The following is a 13073-nucleotide window of genomic DNA, read 5'->3' as shown; positions in this document are numbered from 1 at the left end:
GCGCCCGTGAGAAGGTGGAGCCATGGGCAAGAGCAAGCGGGGCAGTGGTCCGCGTCCGGGCAGTAATCGCGCCGAGCGGGTTGCCGCACGCAAGGAGCGCCAGGCCGCAGCCCTCGCGCCGCCCCCGCGCCCGTTCGCCGGTCTCGCCGCCGAATGCGATCTGGTGGCGCTGCACACCTTCGTCCCGTCGGCGACCGCGGTGCTCGACCTCGTCGAACCGGGACCGCCGCGACCCGAGTTGACCTCGGTACTCCCCGACGACACCGCGATCGCACCGCCTGCCCCCGAAGGGGCGCGCAACGAGGTCGTGCTCGCCACCATCCTGCCCGGTGCGGTCGCCGGCATCACCCGCGAGATAAGCGGTGCCACCGAGGCATTGGTGGCGCTGCAAACCGATCCCGACCCAGATGACCTGAGTGGTGCGCTGGCCGCGGCCATCGCGTGGGCCGCCCATGCCGGCCCGGGTGGCGAATATCGGCACGGCGGTGAGACCACACCCGACGGGGCCGCGCGGCCGGCGCTGACCGACGTGCTCAAGGCCGACGCGGAGTTGGAGATCGTCGTGCACGGCGACTTCGCGTGGTGGTTCCCGCCCGGCAACGAGGTGCCGCCGGAGATCGCGGCGATGCTCGAACGGGCCAATGACACCGTGCTGCCGACCGCGCGCATGCATGTCAGCAGCGGCAACGGTGCACCGTGGTGGGTCGACGCGGGCGAACGCGCACATCTGCGCTGGGTGCGTCCCGAACCCGAGGACGAAGTGATGACCGCGCTGGCACGACTGCATGCGGCCGGGCAGCTGAGCCTCGGCGAGGGCTCGCGGTTTGCCGGTTCGTTCCGGACCCACGGCCTGCTGGTCCCGGTCTTCGATCTCGACAACGAACGTCATCACGAAGAGTGGTACGACGAGCTCGACCGGTTCGACGGCCGACTCACCGAGGCGCTCGCCGCGACGACGGAACTGACTCTGGACGAGCGCAGTTCCCGCGACGGTATCCGGGGCCGGCAGGTCACCCTGCGCTGAGCCGAGCCCTCGCGGGGACCGGAAGTCTACGGGCGCGGCAGCCGGGCCCGGGCGTGCGATCGGCGCCGCCGGGACGCGGCCACCCCGAAACTGACGAGGATGATGGCCACGATGGCCGCCGCGAGACTCGCCGACGGCCACCAGTGGGCGAAGCCGTCGCCGATGGCACTGGCGCTGGCGGTGGCGGTGTGCGACCAGGTGCTCGCGCCCAGGATGAAAGCGGCCGCCAGAAAAGTCAGCGCCGTGCCGTAGACGGTTGCCAATGCGGCAAACCATCGGGGCACCGTGGTGAAACGGTCGGGTCGAGGGTTCATGCGCGATGAAGCCATGGGCCCACCCTGCACCACCCTGCTGAAGAATGGCTGAATTTTCGCCGAGTTTCGAAAAATCGGTGAGCAAATGCGGCCAATCGGACTGATCCCACACCGCGGTGGCCGGTCGTCAGCCCGCCTGTCCGTCGACGAATTCCTGCGGGATCTGCCGGCCCTGACGGATGGCGTCGAAGAACTGCTTGGTGGAGTCGTCGACCTCCAGCGAGCTGCCGTCGTCGGTGTCGACGGGTCCACCGTTGGGCGTGGTGATCGTCTGCGGCGAGCTGCGCAACCACCACGCCAGCATCGCGAGATTCCAGATGTGGGTGCCCTTGTCGACGGTCAAGGTGTCCACGGTGCCGCTGACGAACGGGAACAACCGGAACGGATTGAGCAGAACCGACGGACTGGTCGCCTTGGACATCAACGCCGCGAGGAACTTTCGCTGATTTGTCACGCGCATGAGGTCGGCGTTGGCAAAGGCGCGGGTACGGACGAAGCCCAGTGCCTCGCGGCCGTTGAGGGTCTGGCACCCCGGTTTGAGGTTCAGCCCGGCCTTCGGATCGTGGAGCGGGGCGTCGATGCACATGTTCACGCCGCCGACGGCATCGACAAGGGTGTCGAAACCGCCGAAGCCGATCTCGGCGTAATGGTCGATGTGCACCCCCGAGAGCTGCTCGACCGTGCGCACGAGCAGCGTCGGTCCACCGAAGTTGAAGGCGGCGTTGACCTTGTGGCTGCCCTGACCGGGGATCGGCACATAGAGGTCGCGCGGGATGCTGATGATCGAGGTCTTTCCCGACGGTGGTTTGTACACCAGCATGATCGTGTCGGTACGGGCGCCGTCGCTGTCACCGGTGGACAGGTCGCGGCGCTGCTCCGCGGAGAGATCGGCGCGCGAATCGGTCCCCACGATCAGCCAGGTGGTGCCCGGGGTGCTCGCCGGCCGACCGGCGTACGGGGCCAGTGCGTCGACCCGATGCAGTTTGGAGTCGTAGTAGAACATCAGGGCCACCGGCACGATCACCAGGACCAACAAGATGACGAGCACGATCGCCCCGACCCGACGTTTGGTGAGCCGGCGGCCGGTGCGTGGCCGGCGCAGCGACGGTCTGCGCCGGCGACCGGGCCCCTTCGGGGTGGGCTCCCTCGGCGGCGCCGCGCGCGGGTCGTCGGTGCGCGGGCGGCGCGGAGGTGCGCCCGATGACGAATGCCGCTCGCGGGGAGCGGGTTCGGCCGGGCGGGCGCGGCCCGGAATCGCTTCGGGCTGTTGCGGTGGCGCGTACCCGGGAACCCCGGAGTATGCGCGGGGCGGCTCATAGACGTCGTTGCGCGGGCGATTCGGGGGCGCCACCCGCCGGGTCGGTGCGGCGGGGTCCGGGGGCACCGGATGGCGTGGAGTGCCGCCGGGACGCGCGCCCGGCACAAATGGCTGCCGGTCGTCGTACCGGCCATGCGGGCGGGGCGGGCTCTGACGGGGTGAGTTCTGAGGGGGAGGGTTCTGACGGGGTGGGGGTATCGGCGCCGGATTCCGTCGATTCGGGGCGGGCGATGGACCACCGCGTCGTCCCGCATTCGGCGGATCGGGCTGGTTCACCTCATCGAATGTACCGACGTACCCGCCGTGCCCGTGTCATTCACTGCGGTGGCGGGTTTCACCCGACCCAGCCCAGGTGATCGTGCAGCAGCGCATATCCGACGAACGCGATGACGTCGATGACCGCATGGGCGATGACCAGTGGCCACACCCGGTTGGTGAGCTGGTAGTACCGGCCGAAGATCAGGCCCATCACCAGATTGCCCAGCCCGGCACCGACGCCCTGGTAGAGGTGATAGCCCCCGCGTAGCACCGCGCTGGCGGCCAGCGACGCGTTCTCCGACGCCCCGAGCTGGCGTAACCGGGTGATGAAGTAGGCGACGACGACGATCTCCTCGGCCGCCGCGTTGCCGATGGCGAGAAGGATGTAGAGCGGCCAGTGCCACCAGGTGCCGCCGGTCTCGCTGGGTACGAGGTGAGCATTCATCCCCAGGGCCCGCGCCGCGGCGACCAGCCCGAGCCCGGGCAGCCCGATGACCGCGGCCAGCGTCAGGCCGGGCGGGATGTCGGGAGTGCGCACCCGGCCCAGACCGAGACGACCCAGCACGAGTCCGCTGCGCCAGAGCAGATAGGCACCGAGGGCGGCGATGGCGTACAGGCGGGCCGCGCCCATCAGCTGCCGGAGCAGATCGATCGCGGCTACCGACGACTGGCTGGGGTTGAGGGCCACCGTGGCGTTGCCGACCCCGCTCGTCACCTGGATCTCGACCAGCGACAGAATCGCCGACAGTGCCGAGAAGCCGAAGGTGAGCACGCCGACGATGACGAGCTCGATGATCAGTCCGCGTCGTTCCCGTGGGTCGGTGACCACCGCCACCTGCGCCTGGACCGGGGGACGCACCAACGACGAGACCCGCATGGGTGGTCAGACTACGGTGCGGCGCCGACTCCGGACCGCTCAGCCGGGCAGGCTGTTGAGGAACGGGCAGCCGGCCAGCGAGCGCAGCGCACGGGAGAGCTCGCCGACGTCGTCGACGGGACGCGGGAAGGGCAGTCGCACGTCGGCGTCGCCGTCGGCTCCCTCGACGCGGAACCGGATGCCGAAGCGGTCGAGTCCGAGCGGCCGGACGCGCCCCTTGCGGAGATCGCCCGGAAGCTTGCGGGCGAGTCGGCCGACCACGTCGGCGTGGTCGGCGTCGAGGTGCACGAGCCACTCGCTCTCGTAGGACCAGAACGGGTCGGGTACGGCGGCCGCGAGTTCGGTGGCCGAGACGGCTGCCGCACCGGAACTGCCGGCCACCACCGCACTGCCCACCTGCAGCCGGATCATCGAGCGTCCGTGTCCGATGTCGAGGAGGCTGCCTTCGGGATGTTCGGCGGCGATCTCGACGGCCAGATCCCGTTCGAGTTCACACGGCACCGCGTGTGCGGTGCCGCTGAGCCAGATCAGCGACCGCACGCGTTCGCGCAGGTCGATGGGGGCGCAGTCGGTGATCTCGACCATCGCGGGCACGCCGTCGACGGTATGGGTCGCAAGGTCGAGTACGGCGCAGTCGCTGGGCACCAGCAGGAAGGCCTGTGACTCGAACAGGTGGATCAGATCGACCGGGGCCGGTTCGCTGCCGGCGGGCCGGCCCGGATCCTCCACCGCGAGGATCGCGGTGGAGGCGCGGCGGCAGGCGGTCGCGATCGCCTCGGCGTCCGACGGACGGTCGGTGATGGCACGTGTCATGGTGGTCCTCACTGATCTGGGGAGAATCCGGCGTCCGGCCTTGGCGGGACCGGCAACGCGACGGCTCTACCAAGGTGACCCTAACCTAAATCCAGAGACGTCTGTCGTCAATGGTGAGAATCGCGCTGCTCGAATGTTTACCGGGCTCTTCACGTGACCCTGTTTCCTGGGCTTTTCACGTGACCCTGTTTCCTGGGCTTTTCACGTGACACAGTCCACTAGGCTTTTGACGTGACCCAGTTCGCGTACTTCGGCCCGCCCGGAACGTTCACCGAGATGGCCCTCGACCGGTTCCTCGCGGACGCCCCGCTGCTGGGCGAGCTGGTCGGCCGGACCGGTGCCATGGCCATCTCAAACATCAGCAAAGTGGCGGCGAGCAGTCCGGTGGCCACCATCGAATCCGTGCGTTCGGGGCATGCGGAGTTCGCCTGCGTGCCCATCGAGAGCTCGCTCGAGGGATCGGTGCCCGCCACCATGGACGCGTTGGTCCCTGACCCCGGCGCCCTCGTGCCCCGGGTGCAGGTGTTCGCGGAGGTGAATCTGGACATCGCCTTCACCATCGCCGCGCGGCCGGATACCACCGCCGCAGACGTTCGTTCGATCGCGGCGTATCCCGTCGCCTCGGCGCAGGTTCGTGCGAGCGTCGAGAAGCTTTTTCCCGGAGCCGAATTCGTCACCGCATCGTCCAATGCGGCGGCGGCGATCGACGTCGCGGCCCGACGCGCCGACGCGGCGGTGTCGACGCGGCTGGCCGCCGACGGAGCCGGGCTGACGGTTTTGGCCGACGGTGTGAGTGACGCGACCGACGCCGTCACCCGCTTCCTGCTGATCGGCCGCCCGGGCGCGCCGCCGGCGCCCACCGGCGCCGACCGGACGTCGGTGATCCTCGAACTCTCCAACGAGCCGGGCAGCCTGATGGCGGCGATGAACGAATTCGCCTCACGCGGAATCGATCTCACACGAATCCAGTCCCGGCCGCGGCGCGACGTGGAACGTGGCACCACGATGCCCGGCCACTATCACTTCTTTCTCGATGCGGTCGGGCACATCGAGGACGCCGCCATCGCCGAGGCGCTGCAGGCGCTATATCGGCGCTCGGAGCGGATAACGTTTCTCGGGTCGTGGTCAGCCGACGCGGGTGGCGGCACTCCGCCGCCCGACCATCGTGCCGGCGCGCAATGGCTGGCCCGGATACGTCGGGGCGCAGACTGATGGCCCGGTTGCATCTGGTTCGCCACGGCGAGACCACCGCCAACGTGATGCGCCGCCTCGACACCGCACTGCCCGGCGCGGCGTTGACGGATTTCGGTGTGCGTCAAGGTGTTCGGTACGGTCTGGAGAACCGTCTGCAAGTGACCGGCGAGTCGGCCGGGCGGCCGGCGGTGCTGGTCAGTTCGCTGGCCCGCCGGGCGCAGCAGACCGCCGAGCTGATCGGCTCGGTGTGGGAGGTCGACCCCGAGGCCGTCGAGGGGATCCACGAGGTGCAGGCCGGTGAGCTCGAGGACCGCAGCGACGATGAGGCGCACGGGGTCTTCCGTGAGGTCCTCGACGCCTGGTACGGCGGCGCACCGCAGACCCGCATCCCCGGTGGCGAATCCCTCCAGATGGTCTACGACCGCTATCTACCGGCCATCGACGAACTCGCGAAGCGGCACCTGAGCGGGCCCGACGCCACCGACGTGGTGGTCGTCAGCCATGGGGCAGCCATTCGGCTGGTTGCGGCCCGGCTGGCCGGGATCGATGGAAAGTTCGCCGCCGCAACACATCTGCCCAATGCGGGCAGCGTCGAACTCGAATACCGCGACGGGCTGTGGGTGTGTCACCGCTGGGGCGCCATCCGGGCGCCGTTCGGGCAGGCCGTCGACGAACCACTGGTCGTCGACGGGAATCCGATGGGCTGAGCGGTAGCACACGCCTCCGACAGAATCGCGCGCCCATCTGAACTGCGGAAAATGTTGTCCACAAACAGTATTCGTTGCACAGCTCCAGGCAAGAGCGTGGGATCTTGTCGGTGGGTTCGCGTAGGATGGAGTCACCGCAAGAGCATCCAGGGGGATTCCATGATCGACGACACCGCGCTTTCGGCTTCACTGTCCGCGGAGCTTTCGGCTGACCTGTCCGCGGGCCTCATCACCCAACTCGACGACCGCACCTTCCGCGCGGACATCACCTCACGAGAAGCGTTCGCGGCAATGCAGCAACTGATCACCTTGCGCAACATGCTCGATCACCTCGCAGCCACCATGACCGGTGAGTTCGACCGCCTCAAAATGACCGCGCCCCAAGGCCGGTCGGTACGACAACTGTTGATCACCATGGGAATCGCCCCGGCTGTTGCCAGCCGACTCGTCCGCGTCGGCACCACCACGGAGCTCGACGGCCTGCGTATCCACACCGTCGACGGTGCGATATCCCTCGACCACGCCGACGCGGTCGTCCTCGGACTCACCCACATCGAATCCCGCGCCGGAGAACCCATCACCCCCGAGCAACGCCGCGACCACACCGTCTCCACCACGTCGCGCTACGACATCCTTTTGACGCTCAACGCCCACCAGCCCGACCGGTCTGCCCTGCAACACATGGGGCCGGTCACCGACCAACTCGCCACCACATTGACGTGTGACGCCCAACTGACTGTCGCCATCCTCGACGACGAACAAGCGCCCCTACAACTCGGACGCCGTAAACGCCTGTTCACCAATGCCCAACGCAAAGCGTTCATCCTGCGCGACGAATGCTGCGTGAAGTGTGGTGCACCCGCGTCGCGGACCCAGTCGCACCATTTGCGGCATTGGGCCGACGGTGGCCCCACCGACCTCGACAACGGCTGCCTGCTCTGCACCAGCTGCCACCACGACGTTCACGATCGCGCCGGCGCCGGGAGCGAAGCGAGCGGGCCGAATGATTACTGGGATGTGGTGATGGGGTTCGACCGGCATCCGTGGCTGATCCCACCGGCCACGGTCGACCCGAAACGACGACCACTACCGGCCTACAACCGGCGAACGCTACGCCTCGACAACGCTGCCTGACCACACTGGCCGCCTGAAACAGGCTTGCCCGCAACAACTTTCTGACCCCGCACCCGGCCCGCCGGGGCTGCAATTGTTGTTTGAGAACTTCATAGGGCGCCGGCCCGGCACCCAGGCTTCCGCTGCTCAGCCCCACCCGTGGGTGTGTAGCCAGTCATCGTCGATGCCGAAGTGGTGGCCGATCTCGTGGACGACGGTGATTGCCACCTCGTGCACCACCTGCTCGCGGCTGTGGCACATCGCGAGGATCGGATCCCGGTAGATATGGATCGTGTCGGGAAGGAACCCGCCGTAGTCGTGTGTCCGTCTGGTCAGTGCCACACCGGAATACAGGCCCAAAATGTGCGGAGCCTCCGGGTTGTGTGGCTCGATCAGGATCACCACGTTGCTCATCGCGTCGGTGAGTTCGCCCGGAATCGAGTCGAGGGCGTCGCCCACCAACTCCTCGAACTCGTCGTCACGCATCCGTACCGGCATGCCCGGGCCTATCCGGCCGGGGCCGGTGTCTCGAACGGATTGGGAACGACGCCGGGCGGCAGCGGTACCGGCGTGGGCAAGGCCCGTCCGGGCGGCCCCTGCTCCGGCGGCTGGGGGATCTTGCCGTTGATCAGCACGGCGCCGCGGGCATCACCGACGAGGGTCGCGAAGCCACCCTGGTCCGGAAGACCCATGAAGCACACGATCTTACGGCTTCCCGAGAGCCAGCGCGGTTCACTGATCACCGACCACTGGGTATTGAGGCCGGTGGCATCGAGCTTCTGCTTGCCGCCGACGAATCGCTCGGCCTGGCCCGGACATATCGTTGCCAGGTACTCGTTCTGCGCCTTCTCGCCCGGCCACGGCTTACCCGAGGTCGCATCGCCGAACCGCTGCCCGAGGTCGACGATCCCGGTGGTCTGAAATGCATGGGGCTCAGAGCATCCCACCACCGTAGGCGGCGACGCGACGCGTCGTGTCTGCGTGTCGATGCCGATACAGGTGCCCGCCGGCCACTGGAAGGACTGATCCTGATCGGCGACCTTGCCTGCGAACAATTGGGGGGTGCCATCGGCGCCGGTCACCTGCAGTCCGCACCGCAATTCGCGGGCGCCCTTGTCCCACTGTTGTTCCGAGGGATACATCAGGCCAACCGAGAATCGCCCGTCCGGGTCGAGACGGCCGGCGAGGTAGCGGTTGACGATGACCGGGCACTGTTCGTCGCGGATCTGGCCGAACCGCTCCGGCCCGGGCCACCGCGCGGAATCACCGAACTCCGACCCCGGCAGCAGCGCGGTGTCCAGGGCGCCGGCCACCTCGAAGCGGTGCTCGTCGGTGCACACCACCTTCGATGGTTCGCCCGGCCTGTTCTCCGGCCACGTCAGACAGTCCCCGGGATTCGACTGGGTGAATGCGTTCTCGGCGAGCCGGTCGTGCTGGCCGATGTCGGTGGTCCCGACACTGCCGCGATCGTTGAACGCGCCCATCGCGAACGCGACGCCCGCGGCGACGAGGGCGCCGATCACGATCGCGGCCAGCCCGATCCGCACGGCGTTGCGCTGCACTCGGCTGCGGGGTGGCGGGGACTCGGCCGGCGTGAACTGCGTGGTCGGCTGGTCGTCGTACTTCGTCAAATCGACGGCTCGGCTGTCCGGCTCGTCGCGGGCGACGTCGTCGTCGTGCTCGTCGCGGTGGGCTTCGTCACTCATCGCCCTCCATGATGCCTGGTCGGTCCACAGACTCCGAGCGCGCCACGTCCTACACTCGGCGAGGTGACTTCCGATCCCGGCGAGATCGATCCCGAGGTCATCGCCCTGGCCACCCGCCTGTTCGGGCTGGCACGGGCCGGCACGACGGCCGAGCTGGCCGCGTACCTCGACGCCGGCGTGCCCGCCGACCTGCGCAATCAAGCCGGCGACTCGCTTCTGATGCTGGCCGCCTACCACGGCCACGCCGACACCGTCGCAGCCCTTCTCGCACGCGGCGCCGACGCGGATCTGGCCAACGACCGTGGGCAGAGTCCGCTGGCGGGCGCGGTGTTCAAGGGCCACGACGACGTGGTCACGGTGTTACTCGGGGCGGGCGCCGACCCGCACCACGGCGCGCCCACCGCCCACGACACCGCCCTCATGTTCGGGCGTGCGGACTACCTCGCACGATGGGGCGATCCCGCCGACGAGCACTGACGAATCCGGCGACGCGATCTGCACATCCGGCACTCCTGGCCGGGGGTTGCACGGCAGCTCAAGTAGGGTTTGAAGTCGTGATCGACCTCAAGATTGTGCGCGAAGATCCCGACCGTGTCCGCGCCTCGCAGCGGGCCCGCGGTGAGGACCCCGGTCTGGTGGACCAACTACTCGATGCCGATGTCACGCGGCGCTCGGCGATCGTCGAGGCCGACTCGTTGCGTTCCGAGCAGAAGGCGCTGGGCAAACAGGTCGGCAAGGCCGCGCCCGAGGAGAAGACGCAGCTGCTGGCCAAGGGCAAAGAACTCGCCGATCAGGTCAAGGCTGCCGTCGCCCGGCAGACCGAGGCCGACGCGAAGTCGCAAGTCGCCCACGCCGCGATCGCCAATATCGTCGAGGGAGCGCCGTCCGGGGGTGAGGACGACTACGTCGTACTCGAGCACGTCGGTGAGCCGACGGTCATCGACAACCAGAAGGATCATGTCGAGCTCGGCGAATCCCTCGGTCTGTTCGACATGGAACGCGGGGCCAAGGTGTCGGGGTCGCGGTTCTACTTCCTCACCGGGCAGGGTGCGCTGCTTCAACTGGGCTTGCTCACGATGGCCGCCCAGAAGGCCACCGCCAACGGCTTCACCCTGATGATCCCGCCGGTGCTGGTACGTCCGGAGGTCATGGGCGGCACCGGCTTCCTCGGCGCGCACGCCGACGAGGTGTATCACCTCGACAAGGACGACGACCTGTACCTCGTGGGTACCTCCGAGGTGCCGCTGGCCGGCTATCACATGAACGAGATCCTCGATCTGTCGGACGGACCGAAGCGTTACGCCGGCTGGTCGACCTGCTTTCGCCGGGAGGCCGGCTCGTACGGCAAGGACACCCGCGGCATCATCCGCGTCCACCAGTTCGACAAGGTCGAGGGCTTCATCTACTGCCGACCCGACGAGGCCGAGGCCGAGCACCAGAAACTGCTGCACTGGCAACGCGAGATGCTCGCCGCGATCGACGTGCCCTATCGCGTCATCGACGTGGCCGGCGGCGACCTCGGGTCGTCGGCGGCCCGCAAATTCGACTGCGAGGCGTGGGTGCCGACGCAGAACACGTACCGCGAGCTGACATCGACGTCGAATTGCACGACGTTCCAGGCGCGCCGGCTCTCGACCCGCTACCGCGACGAGAACGGTCGGCCGCAGATCGCCGCGACCCTGAACGGCACCCTCGCGACCACGCGCTGGATTGTGGCGATCCTGGAAAACCATCAGCAGCCCGACGGTTCGGTGCGGCTACCTGCCGAGCTGGCGCGATTCGTCGGCACCGATCTGCTGACCCCGGCATGATGGCGAGATCGGTTCCGCAGGGATAGGCACGACATGATGATGGGCGTCATTGCCGCGGTCATCGGTTCGATCGCGTTCGCACTCGCGGCGGTCCTGCAATCGATGGCCGCCGAATGGACTGCGCGGCGGGAGGCCGACGACCCCACCGCCACCCCCGGCTCGGTGGCCACCCAGGCGCCGCCGAGTCTGCGGTCCACCGTCCGCACCATCATCAGATGGCCGTTCCTGCTCGGCCTGCTCTTCGACGTCGTCGGCTTCGGTGCCACCATCCTGTCGGCGCGTCTGATCCCACTGTTCTTGTCGCAGTCCATCATCGCCGCACGACTCGTGGTCACCGCAGTACTGGCGATGCTGATCCTGCACGTGGCCCTGCGCCGGCGGGATTGGATCGCCGGCTCGGTGGTCATCGCCGCACTGGTGCTGCTCGCGGTGGGCGCGGGCCCGGAGGGAACGCGCAACGACTATTGGATGCACTGGGCGACGCTGGCGGCGACGTTCGTGCTGTTCGGTCTCGGACTGGTGTTGATGCGGGTGCTGCACAAGCACATCGCGTCGGCCACCGGTCTGGTCGCCGGCGCGATGTTCGGTGTGATGGCGGTGGCATCGCGTGTGCTCTACGGTGTCTCACCGTTCTCGGTCAGTCAGTTGCTCACCGATCCGGCGCTCTACGGACTCGTGCTCAGCGGCATCCTCGGCTTCTATCTGTTCACCGTCGCGTTGCAGACCGGGTCGGTCAACGGTGCCGCCGCCGCCCTCGTCGTCGGCGAGACGGTGATCCCCGGTGCGATCGGGATCCTGCTGCTCGGCGACACCATCAACAACGGCTGGGAGATTCCGACCATCGTCGCGTTCGTCGCCGCCGTCATCGGCGGGGTGATCGTGTCGTCGTCGAGCGCGGTGCAGGCCGTCGAGCATGCCGAGGCCGCGGCCTATCACCACGAGCACCGGCCGCGCCAACTCGGGCCCGCACCCGTCGACAAGGCCTGAGACATGCTGATCGGGCTGATCGCGGCCGTCATCGCGGCTCTCGCCTACGGAACCGCGTCGGTGCTGCAGGCGCGCGGCGCGGCGCAGGTCGACGACGGCGCCGCCGCGCACGGACAGGTGCCGAGCGCGTCGTCGACCTTCGCCGCGATGATCACCGTCTCGTTCCTGGGCGGCCTGGCCCTCGACACCCTCGGCTTCGCCGGCAACATGGTGGCCGCGCGAACGATGCCGCTGTTCGTCGCCCAACCGATCATCGCCGCGAATCTGGTGGTCACTGCCTTGCTGGCCACCGTGATGCTGCATGCGCGGCTGTCGGCGCGCGACTGGACGGGCATCGTCGTCGTCGTCGCATCGCTGGCGGTCCTGGGCGTCGCGGCCGGGCAGGAGGGACACCGGGATGCCGGTGACCTCCTGCATTGGGGCGTGCTCGTCGTCGGCGCCGTGCTCGTCGCGGCCGGGCTGGTGCTGATGCGGTTCTCCGGCGCCCGGGTTGCCGTGGGTGCCGGGCTGCTCGGTGGTGTGCTGTTCGGCTGCCTGGCCGTCGCCGTGCGCATCGTCGACGGGATCTCGCCGTTCGACCTTGCCCGGCTGCTCACCGACCCGGCCGCCTACACGATCATCGTCTGCGGCGTGGGCGGCTTCTATCTGTTCACCGTCGCACTGCAGACCGGGTCGGTCAGCGCCGCCTCTGCCGCACTCGTCGTCGGGGAGACCGTGGTGCCCGGCGTGGCGGGCATCGTGTTGCTGGGTGACACCGTGCGCGCCGGCTGGGCCGTCGTCGCGGTGATCGCCTTCTGCGCCGCGGTTGCCGGTGCCGTGATCGTCGCGATGTCGTCGGCGGTGGCGAGCACCGAGGGTTGAGGGCGCCGCGCCGAGCGCACCGAGGTAGCACCGCGCGGAAACCGTGCTCCGGACAACGTGTAGGGATCTGACCAATCGGGTACGCGCTAC

Annotated in this window: 14 protein-coding genes; 8 read left to right on the top strand and 6 right to left on the bottom strand. The window is 68.5% G+C overall.

Annotated features, from left to right (window positions below; translation table 11 throughout):
* The first annotated feature begins 22 nt into the window (after nt 1–22).
* Nucleotides 23–1024 carry a DUF5926 family protein gene (locus ACLQ3C_RS05470; protein WP_425704024.1) on the top strand — a complete coding sequence of 334 codons (1002 nt, stop codon included), beginning with the start codon at nt 23–25 and terminating at the stop codon, nt 1022–1024.
* A 26-nt stretch (nt 1025–1050) separates the two neighbouring features.
* On the opposite strand, the gene ACLQ3C_RS05465 is transcribed toward ACLQ3C_RS05470, so the two are convergent.
* The 4 genes from ACLQ3C_RS05465 to ACLQ3C_RS05450 all read right to left on the bottom strand — a co-directional run bounded on the left by ACLQ3C_RS05465 (nt 1051) and on the right by ACLQ3C_RS05450 (nt 4604).
* Complete coding sequence (locus ACLQ3C_RS05465; protein WP_425704023.1) at nt 1051–1353, bottom strand: hypothetical protein; 303 nt, start codon at nt 1351–1353, stop codon at nt 1051–1053.
* Between the two features lie 112 nt (nt 1354–1465).
* The gene (locus ACLQ3C_RS05460) at nt 1466–2722 is read right to left on the bottom strand and encodes an LCP family protein (RefSeq protein WP_425704022.1); all 1257 of its coding nucleotides are present in this window, start codon (nt 2720–2722) and stop codon (nt 1466–1468) included.
* Between the two features lie 268 nt (nt 2723–2990).
* Nucleotides 2991–3791 carry a CPBP family intramembrane glutamic endopeptidase gene (locus ACLQ3C_RS05455; protein ID WP_425704021.1) on the bottom strand — a complete coding sequence of 267 codons (801 nt, stop codon included), beginning with the start codon at nt 3789–3791 and terminating at the stop codon, nt 2991–2993.
* A gap of 39 nt (nt 3792–3830) precedes the next feature.
* Nucleotides 3831–4604, bottom strand: a complete 774-nt coding sequence (locus ACLQ3C_RS05450) for a DUF2470 domain-containing protein (RefSeq protein WP_425704020.1) — start codon at nt 4602–4604, stop codon at nt 3831–3833.
* 231 nt (nt 4605–4835) lie between these two features.
* Between ACLQ3C_RS05450 and pheA the strand changes: the two genes are divergently transcribed.
* From pheA to ACLQ3C_RS05435, 3 genes are all read left to right on the top strand, one after another.
* Complete coding sequence (gene pheA, locus ACLQ3C_RS05445) at nt 4836–5816, top strand: prephenate dehydratase (protein ID WP_425704019.1); 981 nt, start codon at nt 4836–4838, stop codon at nt 5814–5816.
* A complete protein-coding gene (locus ACLQ3C_RS05440) occupies nt 5816–6505 on the top strand; it encodes a histidine phosphatase family protein (protein ID WP_425704018.1) in 690 nt (229 codons plus the stop codon). Before pheA ends, ACLQ3C_RS05440 begins: the two co-directional genes overlap by 1 nt.
* A gap of 159 nt (nt 6506–6664) precedes the next feature.
* On the top strand, nt 6665–7639 hold the full coding sequence (locus ACLQ3C_RS05435) for an HNH endonuclease signature motif containing protein (protein ID WP_425704017.1): 975 nt from the start codon (nt 6665–6667) through the stop codon (nt 7637–7639).
* A 126-nt stretch (nt 7640–7765) separates the two neighbouring features.
* On the opposite strand, the gene ACLQ3C_RS05430 is transcribed toward ACLQ3C_RS05435, so the two are convergent.
* Together ACLQ3C_RS05430 and ACLQ3C_RS05425 are read right to left on the bottom strand one after the other, a co-directional pair.
* Entirely contained in the window at nt 7766–8116 is a 351-nt protein-coding gene (locus ACLQ3C_RS05430; protein ID WP_425704016.1) for a metallopeptidase family protein, read from the bottom strand.
* An 8-nt stretch (nt 8117–8124) separates the two neighbouring features.
* Nucleotides 8125–9324: a septum formation family protein gene (locus tag ACLQ3C_RS05425; RefSeq protein WP_425704015.1), complete on the bottom strand. Its 1200-nt coding sequence runs from the start codon at nt 9322–9324 to the stop codon at nt 8125–8127.
* A 63-nt stretch (nt 9325–9387) separates the two neighbouring features.
* Here ACLQ3C_RS05425 and ACLQ3C_RS05420 point away from each other — a divergent pair, with 63 nt between their 5' ends.
* The 4 genes from ACLQ3C_RS05420 to ACLQ3C_RS05405 all read left to right on the top strand — a co-directional run bounded on the left by ACLQ3C_RS05420 (nt 9388) and on the right by ACLQ3C_RS05405 (nt 12983).
* Nucleotides 9388–9801, top strand: a complete 414-nt coding sequence (locus tag ACLQ3C_RS05420) for an ankyrin repeat domain-containing protein (protein ID WP_425704014.1) — start codon at nt 9388–9390, stop codon at nt 9799–9801.
* 77 nt (nt 9802–9878) lie between these two features.
* Nucleotides 9879–11135, top strand: a complete 1257-nt coding sequence (serS, locus tag ACLQ3C_RS05415; RefSeq protein ID WP_425704013.1) for a serine--tRNA ligase — start codon at nt 9879–9881, stop codon at nt 11133–11135.
* 33 nt (nt 11136–11168) lie between these two features.
* Entirely contained in the window at nt 11169–12122 is a 954-nt protein-coding gene (locus ACLQ3C_RS05410; protein ID WP_425704012.1) for an EamA/RhaT family transporter, read from the top strand.
* 3 nt (nt 12123–12125) lie between these two features.
* Nucleotides 12126–12983, top strand: coding sequence for a hypothetical protein (locus tag ACLQ3C_RS05405; protein ID WP_425704011.1), 858 nt, complete (start codon nt 12126–12128; stop codon nt 12981–12983).
* Nucleotides 12984–13073 lie beyond the last annotated feature (90 nt).

Source organism: Gordonia sp. DT30, assembly GCF_049844915.1.
Taxonomy (GTDB): Bacteria; Actinomycetota; Actinomycetes; order Mycobacteriales; family Mycobacteriaceae; genus Gordonia.
The sequence above is the reverse complement of the archived record's forward strand: the minus strand, read 5'-3'. Positions and strand labels throughout refer to the sequence as shown.

Excerpts from the sequence above, each read along its gene's own strand:
- ACLQ3C_RS05470 (WP_425704024.1), top strand. The coding sequence starts at position 23 with ATGGGCAAGAGCAAGCGGGGCAGTGGTCCGCGTCCGGGCAGTAATCGC.
- ACLQ3C_RS05465 (WP_425704023.1), bottom strand. The coding sequence starts at position 1,353 with ATGGCTTCATCGCGCATGAACCCTCGACCCGACCGTTTCACCACGGTG.
- ACLQ3C_RS05455 (WP_425704021.1), bottom strand. The coding sequence starts at position 3,791 with ATGCGGGTCTCGTCGTTGGTGCGTCCCCCGGTCCAGGCGCAGGTGGCG.
- ACLQ3C_RS05450 (WP_425704020.1), bottom strand. The coding sequence starts at position 4,604 with ATGACACGTGCCATCACCGACCGTCCGTCGGACGCCGAGGCGATCGCG.
- ACLQ3C_RS05440 (WP_425704018.1), top strand. The coding sequence starts at position 5,816 with ATGGCCCGGTTGCATCTGGTTCGCCACGGCGAGACCACCGCCAACGTG.
- ACLQ3C_RS05435 (WP_425704017.1), top strand. The coding sequence starts at position 6,665 with ATGATCGACGACACCGCGCTTTCGGCTTCACTGTCCGCGGAGCTTTCG.
- ACLQ3C_RS05430 (WP_425704016.1), bottom strand. The coding sequence starts at position 8,116 with ATGCCGGTACGGATGCGTGACGACGAGTTCGAGGAGTTGGTGGGCGAC.
- ACLQ3C_RS05425 (WP_425704015.1), bottom strand. The coding sequence starts at position 9,324 with ATGAGTGACGAAGCCCACCGCGACGAGCACGACGACGACGTCGCCCGC.
- ACLQ3C_RS05410 (WP_425704012.1), top strand. The coding sequence starts at position 11,169 with ATGATGATGGGCGTCATTGCCGCGGTCATCGGTTCGATCGCGTTCGCA.
- ACLQ3C_RS05405 (WP_425704011.1), top strand. The coding sequence starts at position 12,126 with ATGCTGATCGGGCTGATCGCGGCCGTCATCGCGGCTCTCGCCTACGGA.